A 20,067-nucleotide genomic window follows, 5' to 3' on the forward strand; every position below is an offset into this window, starting at 1 on the left:
TTATAGTAGATTTTTTAATCTACTATAAATCATAAAGGGAATACGTCAGCTATGACTAAAGCACACTCAGATTCATTAAAAGTTGGTTTAGCACAAATTGCCCCAGTATGGCTTAACCGCGCTGCAACCACTGAAAAAGTCATTCAGCAAATAGTTAATGCTGGTAAAGAACAGTGTGACTTAATTGCCTTTGGTGAAGCCCTATTGCCCGGTTATCCATTTTGGATTGAGCTTACCCACGGTGCTCGCTTTAATGCTCCGGATCAAAAAGCATTACATGCACACTATATGCAGCAAGCGGTTTCTATTACTTCAGGACATTTAGATAGTATTTGCGCAGCCGCGAAAGCCGCCGATGTTGCTTTATATTTAGGGATTATTGAGCGCGCTGGCGATCGAGGCGGTCACAGCCTTTACTGCTCAATGGTTTATATAAATAAACGCGGTGAAATTGGCTCTGTACATAGAAAGCTAATGCCAACCTATGAAGAACGATTAACTTGGTCACCGGGTGATGGCCATGGTTTACGTGTTCATTCGTTAGGTGAATTTACTGTTGGCGGTTTGAATTGCTGGGAAAATTGGATGCCGCTACCCCGCGCCGCCTTATATGGCCAAGGAGAAGATTTGCATGTCGCTATTTGGCCTGGTGGAGAGCATAACACTCATGATATTACCCGCTTTATGGCGAAAGAAGGCCGTAGTTTTGTTATGTCTGCCAGTGGCTTAATGCGCCCAGAAGACTTCCCCGCTGATACGCCTTATCGTGACGATATTTTAGCGAGCATTGATAAATCACACCTTGCAAATGGCGCTTCTTGTTTAGTAGGCCCTGACGGTGAATGGTTGATTGAACCTCAAATCGGTGAGGAAGGTTTATACACCGCAATAGTTGATCATAAAAAAGTTCGAGAAGAACGACAAAATTTTGATCCTGTTGGGCATTATTCACGCCCAGATGTAACCCAACTGCACGTTGATAGAACACGCCAATCAACAGTAGTATTTAAAGATTGATAATCAATAGTTAGAGCTCATAAACCTCCGAAGTCTCGCCATAACTTTGCAGCACGAAGCTTTGACTAATCAATCATTTTCTATTAAAAATTAGCCAATCATTCTAAAAGTTGCTGTCGTTTTTCCACAGTAATTTTTACTAAAAGAGCAGCTTCACATTGCGCTGTAGTGTGGCAACGTGAAAAATAACACTCAAAATACTTAAAGCCAAACCTCTATCGACATAATTAAACGCAAGTTAAATCAACTGAAGAAGAAATAGCGCGACTGAAACAGCAAGATACAACATTACCATTAGAAAACCGCCAGCATATTGGGTTACTATTAGCGATGTGACCTTGGGAATTACCGCACTTTCAAAAGCTTAGGCGGGTTAAAAGCTAAAATTGGAATAATTAAAAGCGTCTTCGTGTGTTTTATAAGGAATGTATCATTGCAAAATAACCATAAAGTTTTAGCTCGAACAATGCCAACGATTAGCAAAGCCCTGCTAAGTTTGCTACTTAGTTGTACGCTTTTCGCTTGCAGCGCACAAACCGTTAGAATTTCAGAGTCGTCAAACGACTATTGCGCAGCTATTCCAGCAACTAACAACACGATGCTGTCTAAGTATTTAGCCCCTGTTAGCAATAAAATGCAGAATAAAACCGGCGTTTATGTACTCGAACAAGGCATTGAAGCCATGCTTTCACGAGCTTGGTTAACCGAACATGCCGAGCACACCATTGATGTGCAATATTTCATTTTCTCAACTGACAACGTTGGCTTAATAGCAACTGATTACTTAGTAAAAGCTGCTGAACGTGGCGTTAAAGTGCGAGTACTGGTTGATGACATTATGGTTGATGCCAGTGGCGATGAATTACTTACCCTGACTGCACATGAAAATATCGAGATTAAAATTTATAATCCAATGGCCAATATTGGTAAAAATATTTTCGATAAAATCATCAACCTAACCACTGACTTTCATCAATTAAATCAACGTATGCATAACAAAACTTTTACCGTTGACGGAAAAGTTTCTATTACCGGCGGTCGAAACGTCGCAGATGAATATTTTGGTTATGATCATCAATTCAATTTCCGTGATCGCGATGTACTGTTGGTTGGCGGAATTACTGGCAAAATTCAAACCTCATTCGACCAATTTTGGCAAAGTAAGTTAAGTGTGGATGTCGCTGATTTAGTGAAAACGAAAAAAGCGACAAACTATGTTCCTGACTTTACTGCCCTACACCAGTATGCCTGTAACCCAGAAAATTTCGCACCTTCAGTTAGACAAAAAATGAAAGAAATGCCCTTAGCGATTGCAAAAATTCAGCAGCAACAGCAATTACAGTGGTTAGAAAACATAGAGTATATTTCAGATATTCCCGGTAAAAACAATGCCAATAAATTTTTAGCTGGTGGCGGGTTATCAACTGAAAAACTGGTGTCTTTACTGCAAAGTTCCCAAAGCAATGTGGTAATACAAACGCCTTATTTGATCACTACTAAAGCAACACGGAAAATTCTCAAAACCTTAGTAGATAGAGGCGTTGATGTTAAAATATTGACTAATAGTTTGGCGTCGAACGACAACCTTGAGGCATTTAGCGGTTATCAACGTGATCGAAAAGACCTACTAAAAACTGGCGCACAAATTTTTGAATTTAAGCCTGATGCAAAAATTCGCCAGAAAATTATGTCAGAAGTGATGCATAAGCAATTACAGCAAGCACCTATTTTTGGCTTGCACGCTAAATCAATGGTGATTGATGACCATACCAGCGTTATTGGCACCTATAACGTTGACCCACGCAGTGCTAACCTTAATACCGAAAACTTTGTCATTATTCCATCAAAAAAAATTGCTCAAGAAGTTAAGCAAGGTATGTTAGAAGAAATGCAGCCAGAAAATGCTTGGGCAATTACCTTAAATTGGAACCCAGACAGCGAAGAAAGCTTGATGAAAAGATTAAAAGTAAAGCTGCGTCGCATTGTGCCGAAAAGCATACTTTAATGGCAAAAAAATTAATTCGTAAAAACGCTTATATGGGAGTGAAATATGACCACACCAGCAACTGAATGCGTAATTTTACTGCATGGTTTAGCACGCTCTGCACATTCGATGGACAAAATAGCACAGCGATTAACAGACGAAGGTTACCGCGTGCTTAATATTGACTATCCATCTAGAGATTATTCAATTGAAGAACTAGCAGAACAAACCATTACAGATGCCTTAGCCCAGTGTGGAGATCTACCCGTTAGTTTTGTCACTCATTCCATGGGTGGCATATTAGTCAGACAATTTCTTAGTAACCACAGTATTGAAAATCTCAATAAAGTGGTAATGCTTGGGCCACCAAATAAAGGCACCGAAATTGTTGATAAACTCAGTCATTTACCGGGTTTTAGTTTCGTAAATGGCGAAGCTGGAGCACAATTAGGCACTGGCGCGTTAAGCCTGCCAAATAAACTTGGCAAAGCGAATTTCGATGTTGGCATTATCGCCGGCACGCAAAGTATTAACTTAATATTGTCGTCACTCATACCCGATATTGACGATGGCAAAGTTTCTGTTGAAAGTACGAAAATCGATGGTATGAATGACCACATTGAAATGCCAACCACGCATGTTTTTATGATGCGTAACGAAGCTGTAATTCAACAAGTTATTCACTATCTTCAGCAAGGTAAGTTTCGACACTAGGTTTGTAATTCAGAACTTAGTTTTATCTGTCATTTACATTTTAGCATCAATCAACTTTTTCAACGCTTTACCTACCAAATCATTTTTACGGCAAAAACCAAATGTATAGTGATGTTTTACACACTGAAAATGTTCACATATTAAGCGTGTTGTTGTAAAAACAATCTAATAATTTCAATCGCCCCTAATGTAGATCAAATAAAACTTGATAGATTAAAGTAGGATAAATGAATTGGGCTATGCTATTTAGGCTATTTTGCTCGTACTTTATTCACTTAGTAAATTATTACGGAAGAAAATTATGCTAACGTCTCGACAATACCGTATTTATTTACCGCTGCTATTGGCAGTAGGTATTGCAATTAGCGCCTTTCTCACACACCTTATCTCGAGCAATAACCTTGTCTTATTGATAGTTATTTTTTTCAGTGCTCTCGGCGGTAGTTATGTCGCGATAAATTATGCGATTGCTAAAAATATTTTACAGGAAAAAAACACACTAATAAAAATACTTAATATCGAAGATAAGCCAAGCTCTCTAAGGCAAATTATACAAGAGCAATCAAATAAAACGGCTCAAGTAGGTAAGACAATTGACGATAAAACTAGCGAGCTTGCAATAAACTCCGCTGAAGTCAGCTACTTTCTCACCAAGTTAAGCGATGCTATATCTACTTCAAGTGAAGATGTTGATCGGCTCTCTTATGCAGCTAAAGAAATGTCAAAGAGCATTGAAATTATGAATGAAAATGCTGCAATAGCCTATCAACAATCGAGTAAAGCAATGCAAGCAACAACAGTTGGTTCAGAACAACTCAACGGTAATGTGTCTACCATCAATGAACTCAATCTCGATATTATTGATGCGTCAGAAAAAATTGAATCTCTCTCAAAAAAAGCGACTGCGATGCAGAATATAACTAGCGTTATTGATGCTATTTCAGAGCAAACAAATCTACTGGCTCTTAATGCTGCAATTGAGGCTGCACGAGCAGGAGAACAAGGGCGAGGTTTCGCTGTTGTTGCCGACGAAGTTCGTACATTGGCATCCAAAACTGCAGAAGCCACCGAGGAAATAGCGACTATGCTTAGCCAAGTGAGCGCTGAAACAGGTGAAACAACACAGGTAATGGGAAAGATAGTCGAGCAAACATATCAAGTTGTTAACAGCATGAATGGTTTGTCTACATCACTAACTGACATCAATCAACAAATGTCTGAATCTTCACAAGCTAATGATCAAATCAGTAGTGCATTACAAGAGCATAAAGCAACAAGTAACGAAATATCAGATTCAATTAATAACCTCCATAATTTTTTAATCAGTAAAAGTAAAGAAACACATCATGTTTCCAATAAAGCAGAAGAGCTATCTCAAAGTACTGAAACGATATTTATTGAACTCGCTACTTTCAAAACCGATTCTCTAGTCGAGAAGATGTCTTTATTAGCCCAAAACTCAGCGCTGAAGGTGAGTGAAATGTTCAGTGAGAAAATAGCTGATAACGAGATTAGTCAACAAGCATTATTCAATTTCAACTATAAAAAAATTGATCGTACTGAACCACAAAAATTCAGCAGTGATTTTGATAATTTGACGGATAAATACTTACCAGAAATTCAAGAACCCTGCTTAAAGGAGCACCCAGAAGTAATCTACGCAGGTGCCGTTGATATTAATGGCTATTTTCCAACTCATAATAATAAATTCTCTCAGCCATTAACCGGTGATATTGAACACGATATGATACATAACCGTACAAAACGTATGTTTAATGATCCGACAGGAATTCGTTGCGGCAAGCATACTAGTAAATTTTTAGTACAAACTTACAAACGAGATACTGGTGAAATTATGCATGATGTGTCTGCGCCCATAATAGTTAATGGCAAACATTGGGGTGGCTTTAGAATTGGTTTTAGCGCTCAATAAAGCAAAAAAAAAATACCTAATGCAATTATGAAGTTATTATGATGATTGAAATTAGCGCTGGCATTCAGCTAAAAATTTAGTATGGTGTTGTTAGGTGTATTTAATTAATCTAGGCAGGGAATTAAGATGAAATTATTTAAAAAGACAACACTACTAATCCTTTCATTATCAATCACTTTGATAGGATTTACCTCAGCAAGTGAAATGGAAATCACATCAAAAAAACAATTTATTTCAAAAGATAATAAACACCATACATATAGTGGAGATGTCATAATTTCCTTTGCTAATGGTAACTTATCAACAAAATCTAGCCACGTATCATTACAAAAAAATACTACCGTGATGGAAGGTGACGTTGAAATTATTTTACAAAATGCTATCGCAAAAACACAACGAGTGACCTTCACTCCATCACAACAAGGCTTTATTGCCCAAATGGACCAGGTAACACTGACCTACAAATAACTAACATTTTATAAAATGAGGAGATTACTTAGCTTTAAAGTTCACAGTAACATGATAGCCATTAGGTCCTTGACTGACTGTGAATGGCCAAGCAAACTGAGTCGTAAGCTTTTCTACCAATTGCATACCTAAACCAAAGCCAAGTTCACCTTTGCTATCAGCAATCTCGTGTGCATCATGCTCGGCATTATTAATGATGACTTCGTTGCCACGTTGAAGAATATCAACATGGCCACTTTGCGTGTGTTGAAAGGCATTTCGAACTAAGTTGTTTAGTACTATCATTGTTGGCACTGTGGCAATTGGCACCATAGTTTTGTCAGTGCAAATATTAACTTCAACGGCTTTACCTGCTAATAAATAGCGCAATTCTGCTTGACTGTTTTGCATTAACTCACCTAAACAAATGTCTTGAATAGGCATATCAATATCACCTTCGCGGCTCAACCATAATAAGGTTTCTGTCATCGATTTCATGGTGAGACTTGCTCGTTGAATACGGTCACGTATTTCACGCTCTTTATCTGTAGGGCTCGGATTTACTTTTTCTAGTAATGCTGAATTACTTCTTAATACTGCAATAGGTGTACGCAACTCATGGCTAGCGTAGCTTAAAAAAGCTTGTTCCCGTTGCACCGAACCAGCAACAGAAGCCAAGTTACTGTGAATAATATCAGCCAGTTCATTTAATTCTCTAAACTTAAAGTCTGGCTTCTTATTTTCTAAGTCGCTCAAGGTTAATTGCTTACCCCACACTTGTAATGACTCGACCGGCACAGCAATTTTCTTAAAGACATAAAGCAGCACTAATACAAAAACCCCAATACCTGACAAGCCGACCAGAATAATAATCACCATAGGATCAATGACGAAGTCACCTTTATGCTCTGCGGCCATTTCGTCATGAATACTCTCATTAAAACGTGAAACAAAAACCTGTTTACCGTCTCTGTTAAGCACGAGCAAAGAGTATATTTTTTTTGGTGGAGCAATATATGCCCAATCAACAAATTTAGAATGTAGCTGTTCAGTTTCCTTTGGGATAACAGGAAAATAATTTCGTACTGGTTGCGGCACTTTTTGCCAATCGGTGGTGACATGGTATTCAAGAACAGTTTGTTCTACTTGATTATTTTTAGGATATTCCTGACCAATTTGCAGCATTATATCTTCAATTACCATGCCAAATGAACCAATAAAAAGCCGAGCACTTTGGTAAGACAATATCACCGCTATCAGTAGTACAAAACTAGTCAGTAGGGCAAAAATATAGGTTCGAATACTCATTTATATCGCTCTATTTCCTATCGTTATTTTGCGCGTAAGACGAAACCAAAACCGGTTTCCGTTTCAATCGCTAGTTTAGCATCAACTTTCTCAAGTTGTTTTCTAAGGTGATGAATATGCACCTTGAGGCTGTTGCTATCTGGCTGTTCATCACCCCAAACCACTTGCATTAAAGCGGCACGAGACACGGGTTTATTTGCTTCTCGCATGAGTTTTTCAAGTAACTTGAACGTGATCGGAGTTAGCTTAATGCTGTCCCCTGCATAAGTGGCACTACGTGCTTTTAACGTTAGTGTTAGCTCGCCAACATTTAAGGTACTTGCTTGGCCGCTACGACGTTTAGATAAGGCAATGACACGAATTAAAAGTTCCTCAATTTCAAAAGGCTTTACTAAGTAATCATCTGTACCCGCATCAAAACCCGCGACTTTATCACCGAGTGAATCACGGGCTGTGAGCATTAAAATTGGCGTATCATCACTATTTTCTCGAACTTTTTGACAAACCGATAAGCCATCAAGCTTTGGTAAATTCAAATCCAGTAAAATTACTTGATAATCATTGGCTTCGATTAGCGATAAACCTTGAATGCCATTCGCTGCATGGTCGCAGCGAATACCTTCAATTTCTAAATAATCAACAACCGTTGCCGCCAAATCAATATCATCTTCGACTAATAAAACATTAATGCTCATGCACCAATTCCTCTCGACGTTTTGCAGTGAATTTTTGCTTTAAGCGGTCGATTAAGTTTATTGCATCTTGATGCATCATCAGTAATGAGGGCACCAATAACAAGGTAATAAAGGTTGCAAATAAAATACCATATCCTAATGACGCTGCTGCAGGAATAATAAACTGCGCTTGCGCTGATGTTTCACTGAGCAATGGCATTAAACCCGCATAAGTTGTGATAGAAGTTAACAGTACAGCACGTAAACGTCCGGTACAGGCATCAACAATGGCTTCTGAAACTTTCGCTTTTTGCTGCTTCAGAGAGTTAAAACGCGACACTAACAATAAACTATCGTTCACCACCACACCACTTAACGCAACAATACCATTAAAAGAGAGAACACTCAGTACCATATCATTTAACCAGTGACCCAAAATTGCCCCTACTAAGCCAAATGGGATCGCCATCATAATAATCACAGGCTGCACGTATGAGCGCAGTGGAATCGCCAATAAAATATAGATAGCTGCCATTGCCATAATAAATAAGCGCGTCATTGAATTAGTGGTTTCGGCTTGTTCTTCCGCTTCGCCGGCAAAATGAATGGCCAAATCTGGGTACTTATTTTCTAAACGAGGAATAAGCTCTTTTTCTAGTTCAAGCACTAATTCATTAGAAGAAATAACATCTTTATCCACTTGTGCGCTAACATATACCGCCGGCAAGCCAGAAATACGGGTAATATCATTTTGTTGATATTCAGAGCTTACCGCTGCCACCAAGGCCAATGGCACCACTTGGCCATCAGTTAATCGAACATTGGCTTTCATGACGTCATCAACGGTTTGACGTTGCTTTTCAGGATAACGAATTCTGACTTTCACTTCGTCTTTACCACGTTGGTAACTTTGCACTATTTCACCACCAAATGCTTGTAGCACCTGACGAGATAACGCTTGTGTGGTCAGCCCTAACGCTAAGCCTTGCTCATTTAATTCAAAACGTAATTGCGCTTGGCCTGAATCAAAATTATCATCAATACCACTAACGCCAGCCACTTGTGATATCGCTGATTTTATTTCCTGCCCTGCAACGCGGATGGTCTCGGTATTCCACGCTTTCAGTTCAACTTTAAAGTTATCACCACCACCAAAACCCGAGCGAATATCTAACTTTCTCACACCTTCTGGCATTTTTACCTGTGCTTTCCAAATACGCACAAATTCATTTAAGCCATAAGGTGCACCCTCATCAAGCTCAACAACAATTGAGCCTGCTAAATCACTTTCACCAATCACTTCAATGGTATCAATGCCTGTGCCTAGTTGACCATATTTCGCCATCAACTCTTGGTCAGTGCTTTGCGCCGCAAGTTCAAGCATATTTAAGTTTTTATTGGTTTGACCAAAACTAGCATCATTTTGCATCGATATACTGGCTTCAATTACGCTACCTGGAATATCAGGGAAGAATGCCACACGCACACCACCGTTAGTTGGCATACCTATCACTAAAATGAAAATAGCAATAAAACCACATAGCACACCATAGCGATAATTTACCGCCCATTTAATTGCTGGTTGATAAATTCGGTCGCTAAACCACTGCAAACCACTATCGGCAGTGTCTTGAATACGTGGCCAAATGTTTTTCCAACCGCTTGTATTGGTTTTTCTCTGGGTATCTAAATGTGCTAAATGTGATGGTAAAATTAACTTTGATTCCACAACAGAAAGCAATAAACAAATCGTTACGATAACGGCAAATTGTGAGTAAACCTGCCCCATGCCACCTTCAACATTAGCCAGTGCGATAAAGGTCGCCACAGTAGTTAACACGCCAAATATGGTAGGTACAGCCACCTTTTGGGCGCCAACCACAGTACTTTTAATCGAGTCACCCTGCGCTTTTCGCGTCGCGTAAATACTTTCGCCGACCACTACGGCATCATCAACCACAATACCGAGTGCGAGAATAAAACCAAACGTGGTCATTTCATTAATAGTCATGCCGGTAAAGCTGTCGGTCATAAAGAACAAGGTACCGCAGAAAATAAAAGGTAGGCCTGCCGTGACCCAAAATGCGACACGTAGGTTTAGAAATATCGCTAAAACGATAAAAACCAGTGCAATACCTGATAAGGCATTTTTAACTAATAACGCTAAACGATCACGAATTAAGGTGCCGCCATCATTCCATGTTTCCATGACAACATTTTGTGGAAGTAATGCACTTTCTTGCCACTTACTGACAATTTTATTGGCCTGTTCAACAATTTTTAATACATCACCATTGTCATCAACGTTAATTTCCACGCCAATACCAGGTTGACCGTTATAACGACCAACAACAAAAACATCATCAGCGAAATCATCATTAATTTTCGCGACATCACCTAAGCGAATTTGGCTACCATCTGCCAAAGTAACTAAGGGAATATTGGCGAATTCTTTTTGTTGGTACGCTTGTTCAGCCACCTTTAAACGCACAACTTTGTCGGCATTACGTAAACTGGTGGAAATAGCGGTAGATGATTCACTATTAACTACATCTGCAACATCTGAAAACGATAAGTTATAAGCCTGTAGCTTTTGCTCATCAAGCTCTATCGACATCATCGGCTCAGCTTTGCCTTTTATCGACACATTTGAAATGGAAGGTTGCGCGAGTAAATCAACTTTTAAGCGTTCAGCAATGGTTTGCAATGCGGTGCGATCACTTTCGCCAAAAATTTTAATTGAATAAGCGTGATTCAATTGCGTCATTTTCTCTATGCTTGGCTTTTCCGCCGCGGCAGGGAAATTGTAAATAGCATCTACTTTGGCTTTTACATCACGCAATAAAACATCAAGATCATAGCTAGAAGTTGCTTCAACCGTGACATTACTGCCATTAGCATTTGAAGTTGAAGTAACCCGTTTAATGCCCTGTACTGTTGCTAGTGCTTCTTCAATTTTTATCGCAATGCCTTCCTCAGAAAGCTTGGCATCGCCGCTATCATAAGTCATCGAAATGCGAATAGAGTCAGTCGCCCACGGCGGAAATGCCTCTTTACGTAATTGATTAAATGACATTAAGCCAAGAAAGATGATGGATAGCATCAGCAAGTTTGCGGCTACTGAATTGCCAGCAAACCAAGCGATTATACCGCGTTGGTGGTGTGCAGGTGTCATTACAGTAACTCCTCTACTTTCGCTTCAACTTTCATATTTTTTAAGTAGCTGGCTAATGGGCGATTAACAATATTGACAGTTTTACCTGTAACATTTTTATCAATTGGCTGAACATAAACGGCATTGTTTTGTGAGAACATCACGTTAATAGCTAAATAATTAAGTAGGCCGTCATCATTAACCTGCCACACTTTATTGCTATCAACCAATGCTGATGCCGGCAATTGCCACAATTGCTCAATTTGTTCGCCATGAATATTGGCTTTAACAAATGAGCCTGGAAATAACGGCTGTGCTAATGCAATTGGCTGCTTAACAACGGCAATCAATGAACGTTGACGACTTTGCGCGTCAATATGCTGTTCAACACGGTCAACTACTGCTGGCCATTGCTGTTGCGTTGACTCATCGGTTAATTGAACTTCTATCGCCGTTATTTGCTGTGAATCATTTTTAGTCTTCGGCAATAATTGCCATTGCTGTGCAGATAACGGCAAAGCCACTTCAAATAATGAAATATCATATAAATCAGCTAAGGTAGTGCCCGTTTGCACATTACTGCCCACTTGTACTTGTTTAGAAACCACTAAGGCATCAAATGGTGCACGCAATTTGGTTTGTGCTAAATCATATTGTGCTTTTTCTACTTCTTTTAGCGACATTGCATATTTTGCCTTTGCTGCCGCTAATTGTGGTTTACGCAAGACTAAATCTGAGGCTTGTTCGCCTGCTAAACCTGATTGTTGCCACTCTTCTTCCGCTTGTCGGCTATTAAGTTGCTCTTGTGCTAAAGCTAACTCAGCATCCGCCAAGTTCGCTTGCGCGTTCGCCAATGCTTGTTGATAAACTATCGGTTCAATTTCTGCCAACAATTCACCTTTCTTAAAGGTGTTACCCGTTAAAAATTTATCTGACAAATAGGTGATTTGGCCGCTAACTTGTGATGTTAGTGCCAGTTGATTTCGCGATTTAACTTCACCATAGGCGGTCACTTCAGCACGTTGACTAATAGCAGCAACTGCCGTGACTGACACCACCGGATATTGTGGTGCTACTTTTGGCGGCGGTGTTTTTTGCTGATTGGCAGACAAGGCTCCATTGATAGCAATGGCGAGAAAAATACTGCTTAACCCTGCCACAGTAGCGATTGTTTTCTTATTGATAATTGGCATACCTATACTCCTAAGCCTAACGCAAGCCCTAAGGTAATGCGGTTGTTTAATAACTCGTAAGTTAATTGCGTAACTTGTGCTTGTAATGAAAATGTTTGTTGTTGAATTTGTAGCAGGTCGATTAACGACACTGTGCCTTGACGATAGCGAGAGGTATACGTTTGCTCGCTGCGCTTGGCACTCGCTAACGCTGATTCAGTCAACACTAATCTTTTGCTAACCGCTTGTTCTTGAGCAACGGCGTTATCGACTTCATTAACGGCTGAAAGTAACTTTTCTTGGAAATTCCAATAGCTTTTTTCAGCGGAAAACTTGGCGATTTCTACTTCACTGGTCAACTTGCCAGCATTAAAAATTGGTGCTGATAATTGCCCTAACAGTTGCCAAGCATTACTGCCAAAAAGTGCGTCATGTAAGTTAGCGGCACTATTAGTAATAGAGCCTGTTAAGGACAAACTCGGTAGTAGCGCTTTGTACGCCACTTTATGTTGATACTGGCTAGCAATAATATTTTGATATGCCTGTTGTAAATCAGGGCGTCGTCCTAAGCTTTGCGCTGAAACCTTATCTAGCGGCATCATCACTTCAGGATAAACTTCACGGTAATCCAGTGAATTTTCAGTCACGCCGGTTAATAGCACGATATTTCTTAATGCTTGTTGATACTGCGCCTGATAATCAACCAATGTTGCTTGGCTACTTTGTGTTGACGATTTGGCGGTATCGAGCTCATTTAACTCAATTAACCCTTTACGGTAGCGGTCAATGATCACTTGCTCATTGGTTTGATAAGCGCTAACACGCGCTGACTCTATGGCGATTAACTGACTCGTTTGTACTAAACCTAAATAAGCTTGCATAACGTTAGCGGCTAATAAGTCTTTCGCACCTTGATAAGCATAAGCACTGGCGGCAACGTTTGCTTGCTCAGCACTGCTAGCGTTGGCAAGTTGCTGCCAAATATCAAGGGTCCAGGCAACGTCAACACTGGCGCTATAATTTACCGTACTTGCTTCGGCTTTATTGGCATTTAAACCTGCTGAAATACTTGGCCATTGCGACGATGAAGTAACCGTTAGTTGTTGCTCTGCAGTTTTTAAGGTTAACAAGGTTTGTTGTAAGCTCGGGTTATTTGCCATGGCACTAGCAATTAAGGCATTCGCTTCATCGATAGCAAGCAACTCAGATATGGCGATAGCTTGTGGCTCATTGCTAACGTCAATACTAGTTTGCGCTAAATCTTTTAGTTGATTGCTTGCTTGTTGATCAAAAGTTACGTCTTCAAATGTTGAACATGCACTAATAAAACAAAAGTTTAGCGAGATAATAAATACTGGTGAAAACTTCACAATTCGCCCCATAATTAAAAATATGACGAAAGTGTAGCGAGTGAGGCGTTAAGCTGGGGTTAAGAGAGCCCAAATAACCACCTTAAGGAAGAAAACATTAGAAACTATTTCATACTATAAGGTTTTACTCAAATTTAGAGTTCCTCACAGATGCTAAGTAATTACTTAGAAAAACATCTTATAGAATGCAAACTAAGTACATAATATACTTGTTTATTATATTATTAAATGTGTAATACTGAGGCCAGTAATTTTGATGACGAGTACGACATTTGGCTTCCCAAAAGATTTTTAAAGTCAACAAAAGTAATAGAATAAAGCCCTTAGTTTTTTTAACTTTTTATTTTTTTTCGACCTTTTTTTGTACTAATTCATTAGCAGAAATAGTCATAGGCGTGGTTGGGAAAACCAAAAACGACAGCTTTTATATACAATCTTTCAAGGGCTGTTTAGCATTTGCAAGTACTCATCCTGACGTTAGCTGTATTTATGACGGTCCACAAGATTATCAGGATATTAGATCACAAACTTTTGTAGTTAATGAGTTAGTAAAAAAAGGCGTAGACGGTTTACTCATTTCAACTACAGACTCTAACTTTTTAGTAAACGGCTCTTTAAAATCAATAAAAGAAAATAAGATACCCGTTATCACCTTTGATTCAGACCTCCTACCGCAACATGAGCAATACCGTTTAGCCTATGTAGGCACAGATAATTATGATTTTGGTATGGCACTAGGAAACTATATTAAGCAATTTGGCAAAAACGCTTTAAATAGTATTTGTTTACAATCTGGTCATCCAACGACACCAAATCTTAATAAACGAATTGCAGGGGTTCGCTTTGCACTTGCTGGTGAAAATGTTGAGCGTTTAATTGGAGAAAATGGCTGGAGTGAATATACTCGTTGCCCTTTATATAGCTTAGGAAAAAGAGACATCGCACTCCAACAGTTTGAGTCTATAGCCAACATGAAGCAGCCCCCTATTTTTTTAGCTGTAGCTGGGTTTGCTCAATTTAGCCCCCATTACATTAATCAAACAATGAAGTATAAAAGCCGTATCACCTCAAAAGAAGTTATCATTGTTTCAGCAGATTCAGAGAGTAAGCAATTAGATGCTTTAAAGCACGGATTATCTGTTGCTAATATTGGACAAAAGCCTTTCGAAATGGGTAGGTTAGGTACAGAACTGTTATATAATTATATTACTCAAAATCAAAAACCAGCTAAGTCACACTATTATCTTGATTATCATTATTGTACAGAAAGCAACGCCGCAAACTGCACTGTTAACCATTAAGGTAATTTAACCGCTAACAGCATATATAAGCTATTTTTGTACTAATGCTTTGTCGTGTTGATCGATGCTCATAGTCACCGACTGATGCGGTCCGCTTTCAAAGTTAACCGAGGTTGAGTAGCCAATGATATCGTCAGGGCTTTTTTGATGCGGATTTTTACTCTTAGTAGCTTTCGCAACAATCACCACATTTTCAGCTTGTTGTAAGGTTAAATGCGGCAATAAGTACATACTCTGGTGCAACACTATTTCACTAGGCAGCTGTGATAACTTCCCTTTAAAGTTCGCTAACGGTAAACGTGCGCCCGGTTTAGAGGCATAAACATACAGCACCCAATCATCAGCATCATTTGGCATTAACTTAGGAGCTATATTAACCTGTACGGTAATTTTTCTATCTGGTTTATCGGCGGTTTGTTCTTGTGATTGTGCTGATGATTGCATCAACAAAGTCGACAATAAAACGCTACAGAGGAATAAAAAATTTTTCATAAACAGATCCTTAATATTTGTACCTTAGAAGTGATTGTATTTTTACCATTGCTTGCTAAAGATCAGCAAGCACGCAGTTGATAATAGACGAGGTTTCTGAAGAAAAAGTGACTTACCTCAATAAAGCTATTTTCACAGCAATACCTAGCCACCATTATCTACTTTTAAAAATCAGCGCTAAACTTCACCATTACCGCTCGCCCAGGAGCAAGCAATGATTGTGTTGCTGGGGTATATTTTTCATCGAGAATATTACTCAGTTCAACGTTGACTTGATATTGCTCTTGGTCATCAAGTACCGCTCCAAACGCTAGGTTAAGGGTTTGCCAACTTTGGAAAATTTCTGATGGCGCATCCACGTACGCAATATCAGCGCTGCTCGCTGCTCTGATATAAGCATCCATATAATAACTTGTAAAAAGTTCACTCTCGCCATTAAGTTTAACGCCAACCTTGCCATAAAGGCTCGGTGTACCTGTATCTTTGGTAATAAAGCTGTCATAAGTCTCTTCTCGCGATAACCAAGTCATATTGATATAAGGCATTACTTGCTCAGTTAACTGATAATCTACACTTAATTCAAGGCCAATAGTTTCAGCTTTATCAGCATTAATAAAAATTTTATCTTCTTCATTGATACAAGCTAACGAGGTTGTATTGCAGTCACGACTGGTAATGTAGTTCGAAGCATCGGTATAAAATAACGTACTGTCCAGTCGCCAATCACTTGCAGATAGTCGGTAACCCAATTCAATATTATCAGAAGTTTCTGGTTTTAAATCAGCATTAGGATTGATGTAGTTTCCAGCTGCCGTAGCGCCAGTGGCAATTTGTAACAACGTTGGATAATGATACCCTTGGCTATATGCCACGCGAAGGTTGCTATTTTGGTCAAGCATATAGTTTGCAGCTAACGAACCAATAAGTTTGGTGTTTTCATTCTTAGTCGGCGATAAACCTTCTTTACTGGTCGCATTTAAGTTAGCGTCAACCCAATAATGCCTAAGCCCTGCAGTAACAATTAACGGTTCAGCAACTCGCCATTCATCTTGAAGATAAATAGCTTTAGTTTTGAGCGTAGCGTCTTCAACACTAAATTTTTGTTCTTTCGCAAGAATATCGGGCACCGAAGGTATACTAATAATTCTTTGCACTTGGCTGTCAGTGGCTTTATTCAAATCATCTTGGGTGAATTGAAGACCAAATATCGTGTAATGGTTATCCGTCAACTCCAGATCAACTTGAGTGTTTACACCAAGAGTATCAAGTTGTTCTTGAATATCCGTATCAACAATAACCTTCATCGCCTTAGGTGGCGGCAATGGAATACTATTTTCAATGTGCTGCACAAAGTTCCGGTCAATACGCTGTTTATAAGCGTCTATTTTAATTTTTTTAAGGATATCGCCATCGTTTTCATATTGATAGAAAGCGGAAAGCTTTTTACGATCTCGCTGCGGCATATCTAAGGTAAAGTTTGGCATGCCTGTAGCAATTTCACTATCAAGGTTAAATTTATCGTAAGTAAAACCTAACGTGTGATCGTCAAACTCTTTGGCCAAATAAAACATTTGGCTATTGTTAGTAAAACTTGTGCTATCAGTTTTTCCGTCAGGCGTATCCCTATCTTCATGGTCATTATCTGAAAGCGCTATGCGGTAATCATAGCCGGCAATATTGCCATAAACAGTTGCGGCAAGCTGTTGACCATTAGTCGCAGAGTTATAACCGAAAGACGTACTAGCTTGGATAGCTTCAGTGCCGCCTTTCTTGGTAATAATGTTAACTACTCCACCTAACGCTTTACCACCATACAACACTGAACTTGTACCGCGAATCACCTCAATACGTTCAACAACAGAAGTATCAAGTAGCAAAGGTGCACCGTATGTTGAATGATCAGTTATTTCTTGACCATCAATGAGTATGGCAACACGTAAGGAGCTTTCACCACGTAAAGTAATTCTTTTCATGCCCGGTATTGCTGCATCCGCAATTTGAATACCCGGAATGTCTTGTAATGCATCAGCAACAGAGTCTGCCGATGAACGTTGAATGTCTTCAGCACTGACGGTAGAAATGGCGACAGGGCTTTCCATAAAACGTCGTTGTGTACGTGTCGCCGTAACAGTAATATATTCATCAGGAATAATATTGCTCTCGTCATCTGCCGCAACAGCATAAGTCACTGGCATTAAAGTACTTACTATTAGCAATGATAAAGTTGATCGCTTAAACATCTTCAGTCTCTATTTAACTTCTCAGAAACCCAATGATAATAGTTCTCATTTGCATAAACAGTGATCTATATCATAAAAGCTTGTGATAATGAAAATTAACTCACTGTTTTTCACGAAGAAAAACTTAAAGCCTGATTTTAAATCAGGCGATAGTTATTTCAGCTATCAGTTAACGCTAGAAAATGGCTTAAATCTCACATACGCTAACACTTTATATTTTCAATGGATGAGTCAATGAATAAAGTCGTATTAGTCACAGGCGCTGGACGAGGTATAGGTGCTGCCACGGCAAAATTACTCGCAAAGCAAGGTTACCGAGTTTGCGTTAATTACCGCACAAAAGCCGATAGTGCACAGCAAGTCGTTGCTGATATTAAAGCGCAAGGAGGCAAAGCATTCGCCTTTGCCGCAGATGTATCACAAGAGAGCGCGGTGCTTGAACTCTTTCAAGCCATTCATGAACAATATGGCACCGTAACGCATTTAGTGAATAACGCTGGTATTTTATTTACCCAATCAACCTTTGCTGGCTTGTCTGTTGAACGCTTTAACAAGGTCTTAATCACCAATGTCACTAGCTGTTTTCTGTGTTGCAGAGAAGCAATAAAACAAATGCCTAACGGCGGCGCTATCGTCAATGTTTCATCTGCGGCTTCAAGAATTGGTGCTCCTGGTGAGTATATTGACTACGCAGCGTCTAAAGGTGCCATGGATTCGCTAACTAAAGGTTTATCTTTAGAATTAGCTGAACGTAACATTCGCGTCAATGCCGTGCGACCCGGTTTTATTGACACCGATATGCATGCTGATGGCGGAGAACCAAATCGGGTACAACGCTTAAGCCCACAAATCCCATTAAAGCGTGGTGGCACCGCAACAGAAGTTGCCAATAGTATTGCTTGGCTTTTATCCGATGAAGCTTCCTATGTTACGGGCACTTTTATCGATATTGCCGGTGGCAAGTAGCTAAGTTAAAAATAATTCCATTGCAGGTGTAATGTTTTCAGTTTTTTGCCACTAACTGATTATAAGTAAGAAGAGCAATTAATTTAGGGTGAGAACTAAACAACATGGGAAGTGACTTTTATACGGCATTCATACTGCCTTACGCCGGAATTATCATTAAAATCTGTCGGGCATATACCAATTCTCAAGATGATTTTGAAGATTATTATCAAGAAGTATGCTTGCAAATTTGGCGCAGCCGTAACAACTTTAAAGAAAATTCACAGTGGTCAACATGGATTTATAAGATCTCCTTAAATGTTTGTTTAACTTACTTAAAAAAGAAAAATAGTCAACATCAGCAATTTGCTTCTGACACTTTACCCGACGAGGTAGTGGCTGACAGTCAAGCATTTTCTGGTGACGCTATCAACTTGCTATATGACGCTATTCGTCATTTATCTGAGACTGATAGAGCTTTGATTTTGCTTTATTTAGAAGAAAAAAGTTATCTAGAGATAGCCGAAATCATTGGTTCTAACCCAAATAATATCGGTGTGAGAATAACCCGAATAAAGCAACGTTTAAATAAAATACTTAACATGGAGAGCAACTAAATGACTAAATCAATCGAAACAATTTGGCAGCAAGGTTTTATCGACGAAAAAGCGTTAGTCGCGCCGAAAATAAACGACTTATACAATCAAAAGTCACAAAATGTCATCGATAAATTACAACGAACATTTAGGCTTAACAACCTAGGTATTATCATAGGTGCATGCTTGGTGTTGCTTGTGTTAAGTGCTTTTAGTATGCCAGTTTTAGGGCTGTTTATTGCCGCTATACTTTTTTCACAAGTCTGGATTAGTAAAAAACAATTAATCAAATTGGAGCGCATGGATAAAAATATTAGTAGCTACCAATACATTAAATCGTTTGATATTTGGCTAAAAACCGCAATTGCACAACATACGAGAATGTATCAATTTATTTATCCAGCACTATTTGTAGCCTGTATCACACAGTTTGGTTTTTCATGGGTCGGACAATCTATTATTCAAGGCTTTCAAATGGATTTTCCAAACATACCTGTACTATTTGGTGTCCCTATCGTATTTAGTGCCGGCGTATTATTTATTGCCTTTTTGCTGTCTTATTTTGCTAGTGCAATTTATCAATTAGACATGAAGCCGATTTATGGTCGAGAATTTAAAAAGCTTGAAGAAATTATTACCGATATGGAAACATTAAGGGTGTAACAAGTTTATATATTAGGGATGTAGCTTCGCGCATAGTTACATCTCTAATACTTTTCA

Annotated in this window: 16 protein-coding genes; 9 read left to right on the forward strand and 7 right to left on the reverse strand. The window is 39.1% G+C overall.

Annotation, left to right across the window (positions count from 1 at the left end; translation table 11 throughout):
• Window positions 1–51 precede the first annotated feature (51 nt).
• The 5 genes from B7C41_RS16345 to B7C41_RS16365 all read left to right on the forward strand — a co-directional run bounded on the left by B7C41_RS16345 (window position 52) and on the right by B7C41_RS16365 (window position 6,116).
• A complete protein-coding gene (locus tag B7C41_RS16345) occupies window positions 52–1,017 on the forward strand; it encodes a carbon-nitrogen hydrolase family protein (RefSeq protein WP_085300029.1) in 966 nt (321 codons plus the stop codon).
• A gap of 433 nt (window positions 1,018–1,450) precedes the next feature.
• Window positions 1,451–3,022, forward strand: coding sequence for a phospholipase D family protein (locus tag B7C41_RS16350; protein WP_235839756.1), 1,572 nt, complete (start codon window positions 1,451–1,453; stop codon window positions 3,020–3,022).
• Window positions 3,023–3,067: 45 nt separating this feature from the next.
• Window positions 3,068–3,715, forward strand: coding sequence for an esterase/lipase family protein (locus tag B7C41_RS16355; RefSeq protein ID WP_085300030.1), 648 nt, complete (start codon window positions 3,068–3,070; stop codon window positions 3,713–3,715).
• A gap of 301 nt (window positions 3,716–4,016) precedes the next feature.
• Window positions 4,017–5,648 carry a methyl-accepting chemotaxis protein gene (locus tag B7C41_RS16360; protein ID WP_085300031.1) on the forward strand — a complete coding sequence of 544 codons (1,632 nt, stop codon included), beginning with the start codon at window positions 4,017–4,019 and terminating at the stop codon, window positions 5,646–5,648.
• Window positions 5,649–5,774: 126 nt separating this feature from the next.
• Window positions 5,775–6,116 carry a hypothetical protein gene (locus B7C41_RS16365; RefSeq protein ID WP_085300032.1) on the forward strand — a complete coding sequence of 114 codons (342 nt, stop codon included), beginning with the start codon at window positions 5,775–5,777 and terminating at the stop codon, window positions 6,114–6,116.
• Between the two features lie 24 nt (window positions 6,117–6,140).
• On the opposite strand, the gene B7C41_RS16370 is transcribed toward B7C41_RS16365, so the two are convergent.
• Genes B7C41_RS16370 through B7C41_RS16390 form a run of 5 tightly spaced genes read right to left on the reverse strand, consistent with a single transcriptional unit; the run spans window position 6,141 to window position 13,773 of the window.
• Window positions 6,141–7,403: a sensor histidine kinase gene (locus tag B7C41_RS16370; RefSeq protein WP_085300033.1), complete on the reverse strand. Its 1,263-nt coding sequence runs from the start codon at window positions 7,401–7,403 to the stop codon at window positions 6,141–6,143.
• Between the two features lie 23 nt (window positions 7,404–7,426).
• Entirely contained in the window at window positions 7,427–8,098 is a 672-nt protein-coding gene (locus tag B7C41_RS16375) for a response regulator transcription factor (RefSeq protein WP_085300034.1), read from the reverse strand.
• Window positions 8,088–11,252, reverse strand: coding sequence for an efflux RND transporter permease subunit (locus tag B7C41_RS16380; RefSeq protein WP_085300035.1), 3,165 nt, complete (start codon window positions 11,250–11,252; stop codon window positions 8,088–8,090). The genes B7C41_RS16375 and B7C41_RS16380 overlap by 11 nt, the downstream gene beginning before the upstream one ends.
• On the reverse strand, window positions 11,252–12,424 hold the full coding sequence (locus tag B7C41_RS16385) for an efflux RND transporter periplasmic adaptor subunit (protein WP_085300036.1): 1,173 nt from the start codon (window positions 12,422–12,424) through the stop codon (window positions 11,252–11,254). The genes B7C41_RS16380 and B7C41_RS16385 overlap by 1 nt, the downstream gene beginning before the upstream one ends.
• 2 nt (window positions 12,425–12,426) lie before the next feature.
• Window positions 12,427–13,773, reverse strand: coding sequence for a TolC family protein (locus B7C41_RS16390; protein WP_158089152.1), 1,347 nt, complete (start codon window positions 13,771–13,773; stop codon window positions 12,427–12,429).
• A 272-nt stretch (window positions 13,774–14,045) separates the two neighbouring features.
• Here B7C41_RS16390 and B7C41_RS16395 point away from each other — a divergent pair, with 272 nt between their 5' ends.
• Window positions 14,046–15,074 carry a substrate-binding domain-containing protein gene (locus tag B7C41_RS16395; RefSeq protein ID WP_235839757.1) on the forward strand — a complete coding sequence of 343 codons (1,029 nt, stop codon included), beginning with the start codon at window positions 14,046–14,048 and terminating at the stop codon, window positions 15,072–15,074.
• Between the two features lie 30 nt (window positions 15,075–15,104).
• Here B7C41_RS16395 and B7C41_RS16400 read toward each other — a convergent pair whose 3' ends face one another.
• Window positions 15,105–15,566: a c-type cytochrome biogenesis protein CcmI/CycH gene (locus tag B7C41_RS16400; protein ID WP_085300038.1), complete on the reverse strand. Its 462-nt coding sequence runs from the start codon at window positions 15,564–15,566 to the stop codon at window positions 15,105–15,107.
• A gap of 164 nt (window positions 15,567–15,730) precedes the next feature.
• The gene (locus tag B7C41_RS16405) at window positions 15,731–17,761 is read right to left on the reverse strand and encodes a TonB-dependent receptor plug domain-containing protein (RefSeq protein WP_158089153.1); all 2,031 of its coding nucleotides are present in this window, start codon (window positions 17,759–17,761) and stop codon (window positions 15,731–15,733) included.
• Window positions 17,762–18,040: 279 nt separating this feature from the next.
• Here B7C41_RS16405 and B7C41_RS16410 point away from each other — a divergent pair, with 279 nt between their 5' ends.
• The 3 genes from B7C41_RS16410 to B7C41_RS16420 all read left to right on the forward strand — a co-directional run bounded on the left by B7C41_RS16410 (window position 18,041) and on the right by B7C41_RS16420 (window position 20,010).
• Window positions 18,041–18,772 carry a glucose 1-dehydrogenase gene (locus B7C41_RS16410; protein ID WP_085300040.1) on the forward strand — a complete coding sequence of 244 codons (732 nt, stop codon included), beginning with the start codon at window positions 18,041–18,043 and terminating at the stop codon, window positions 18,770–18,772.
• A 104-nt stretch (window positions 18,773–18,876) separates the two neighbouring features.
• Entirely contained in the window at window positions 18,877–19,368 is a 492-nt protein-coding gene (locus tag B7C41_RS16415) for an RNA polymerase sigma factor (RefSeq protein ID WP_085300041.1), read from the forward strand.
• Window positions 19,369–20,010, forward strand: coding sequence for a hypothetical protein (locus tag B7C41_RS16420; protein ID WP_085300042.1), 642 nt, complete (start codon window positions 19,369–19,371; stop codon window positions 20,008–20,010).
• Window positions 20,011–20,067: the final 57 nt, after the last annotated feature.

Source organism: Cognaticolwellia mytili (assembly GCF_002104475.1).
In the GTDB taxonomy this organism is placed as follows: domain Bacteria; phylum Pseudomonadota; class Gammaproteobacteria; order Enterobacterales; family Alteromonadaceae; genus Cognaticolwellia; species Cognaticolwellia mytili.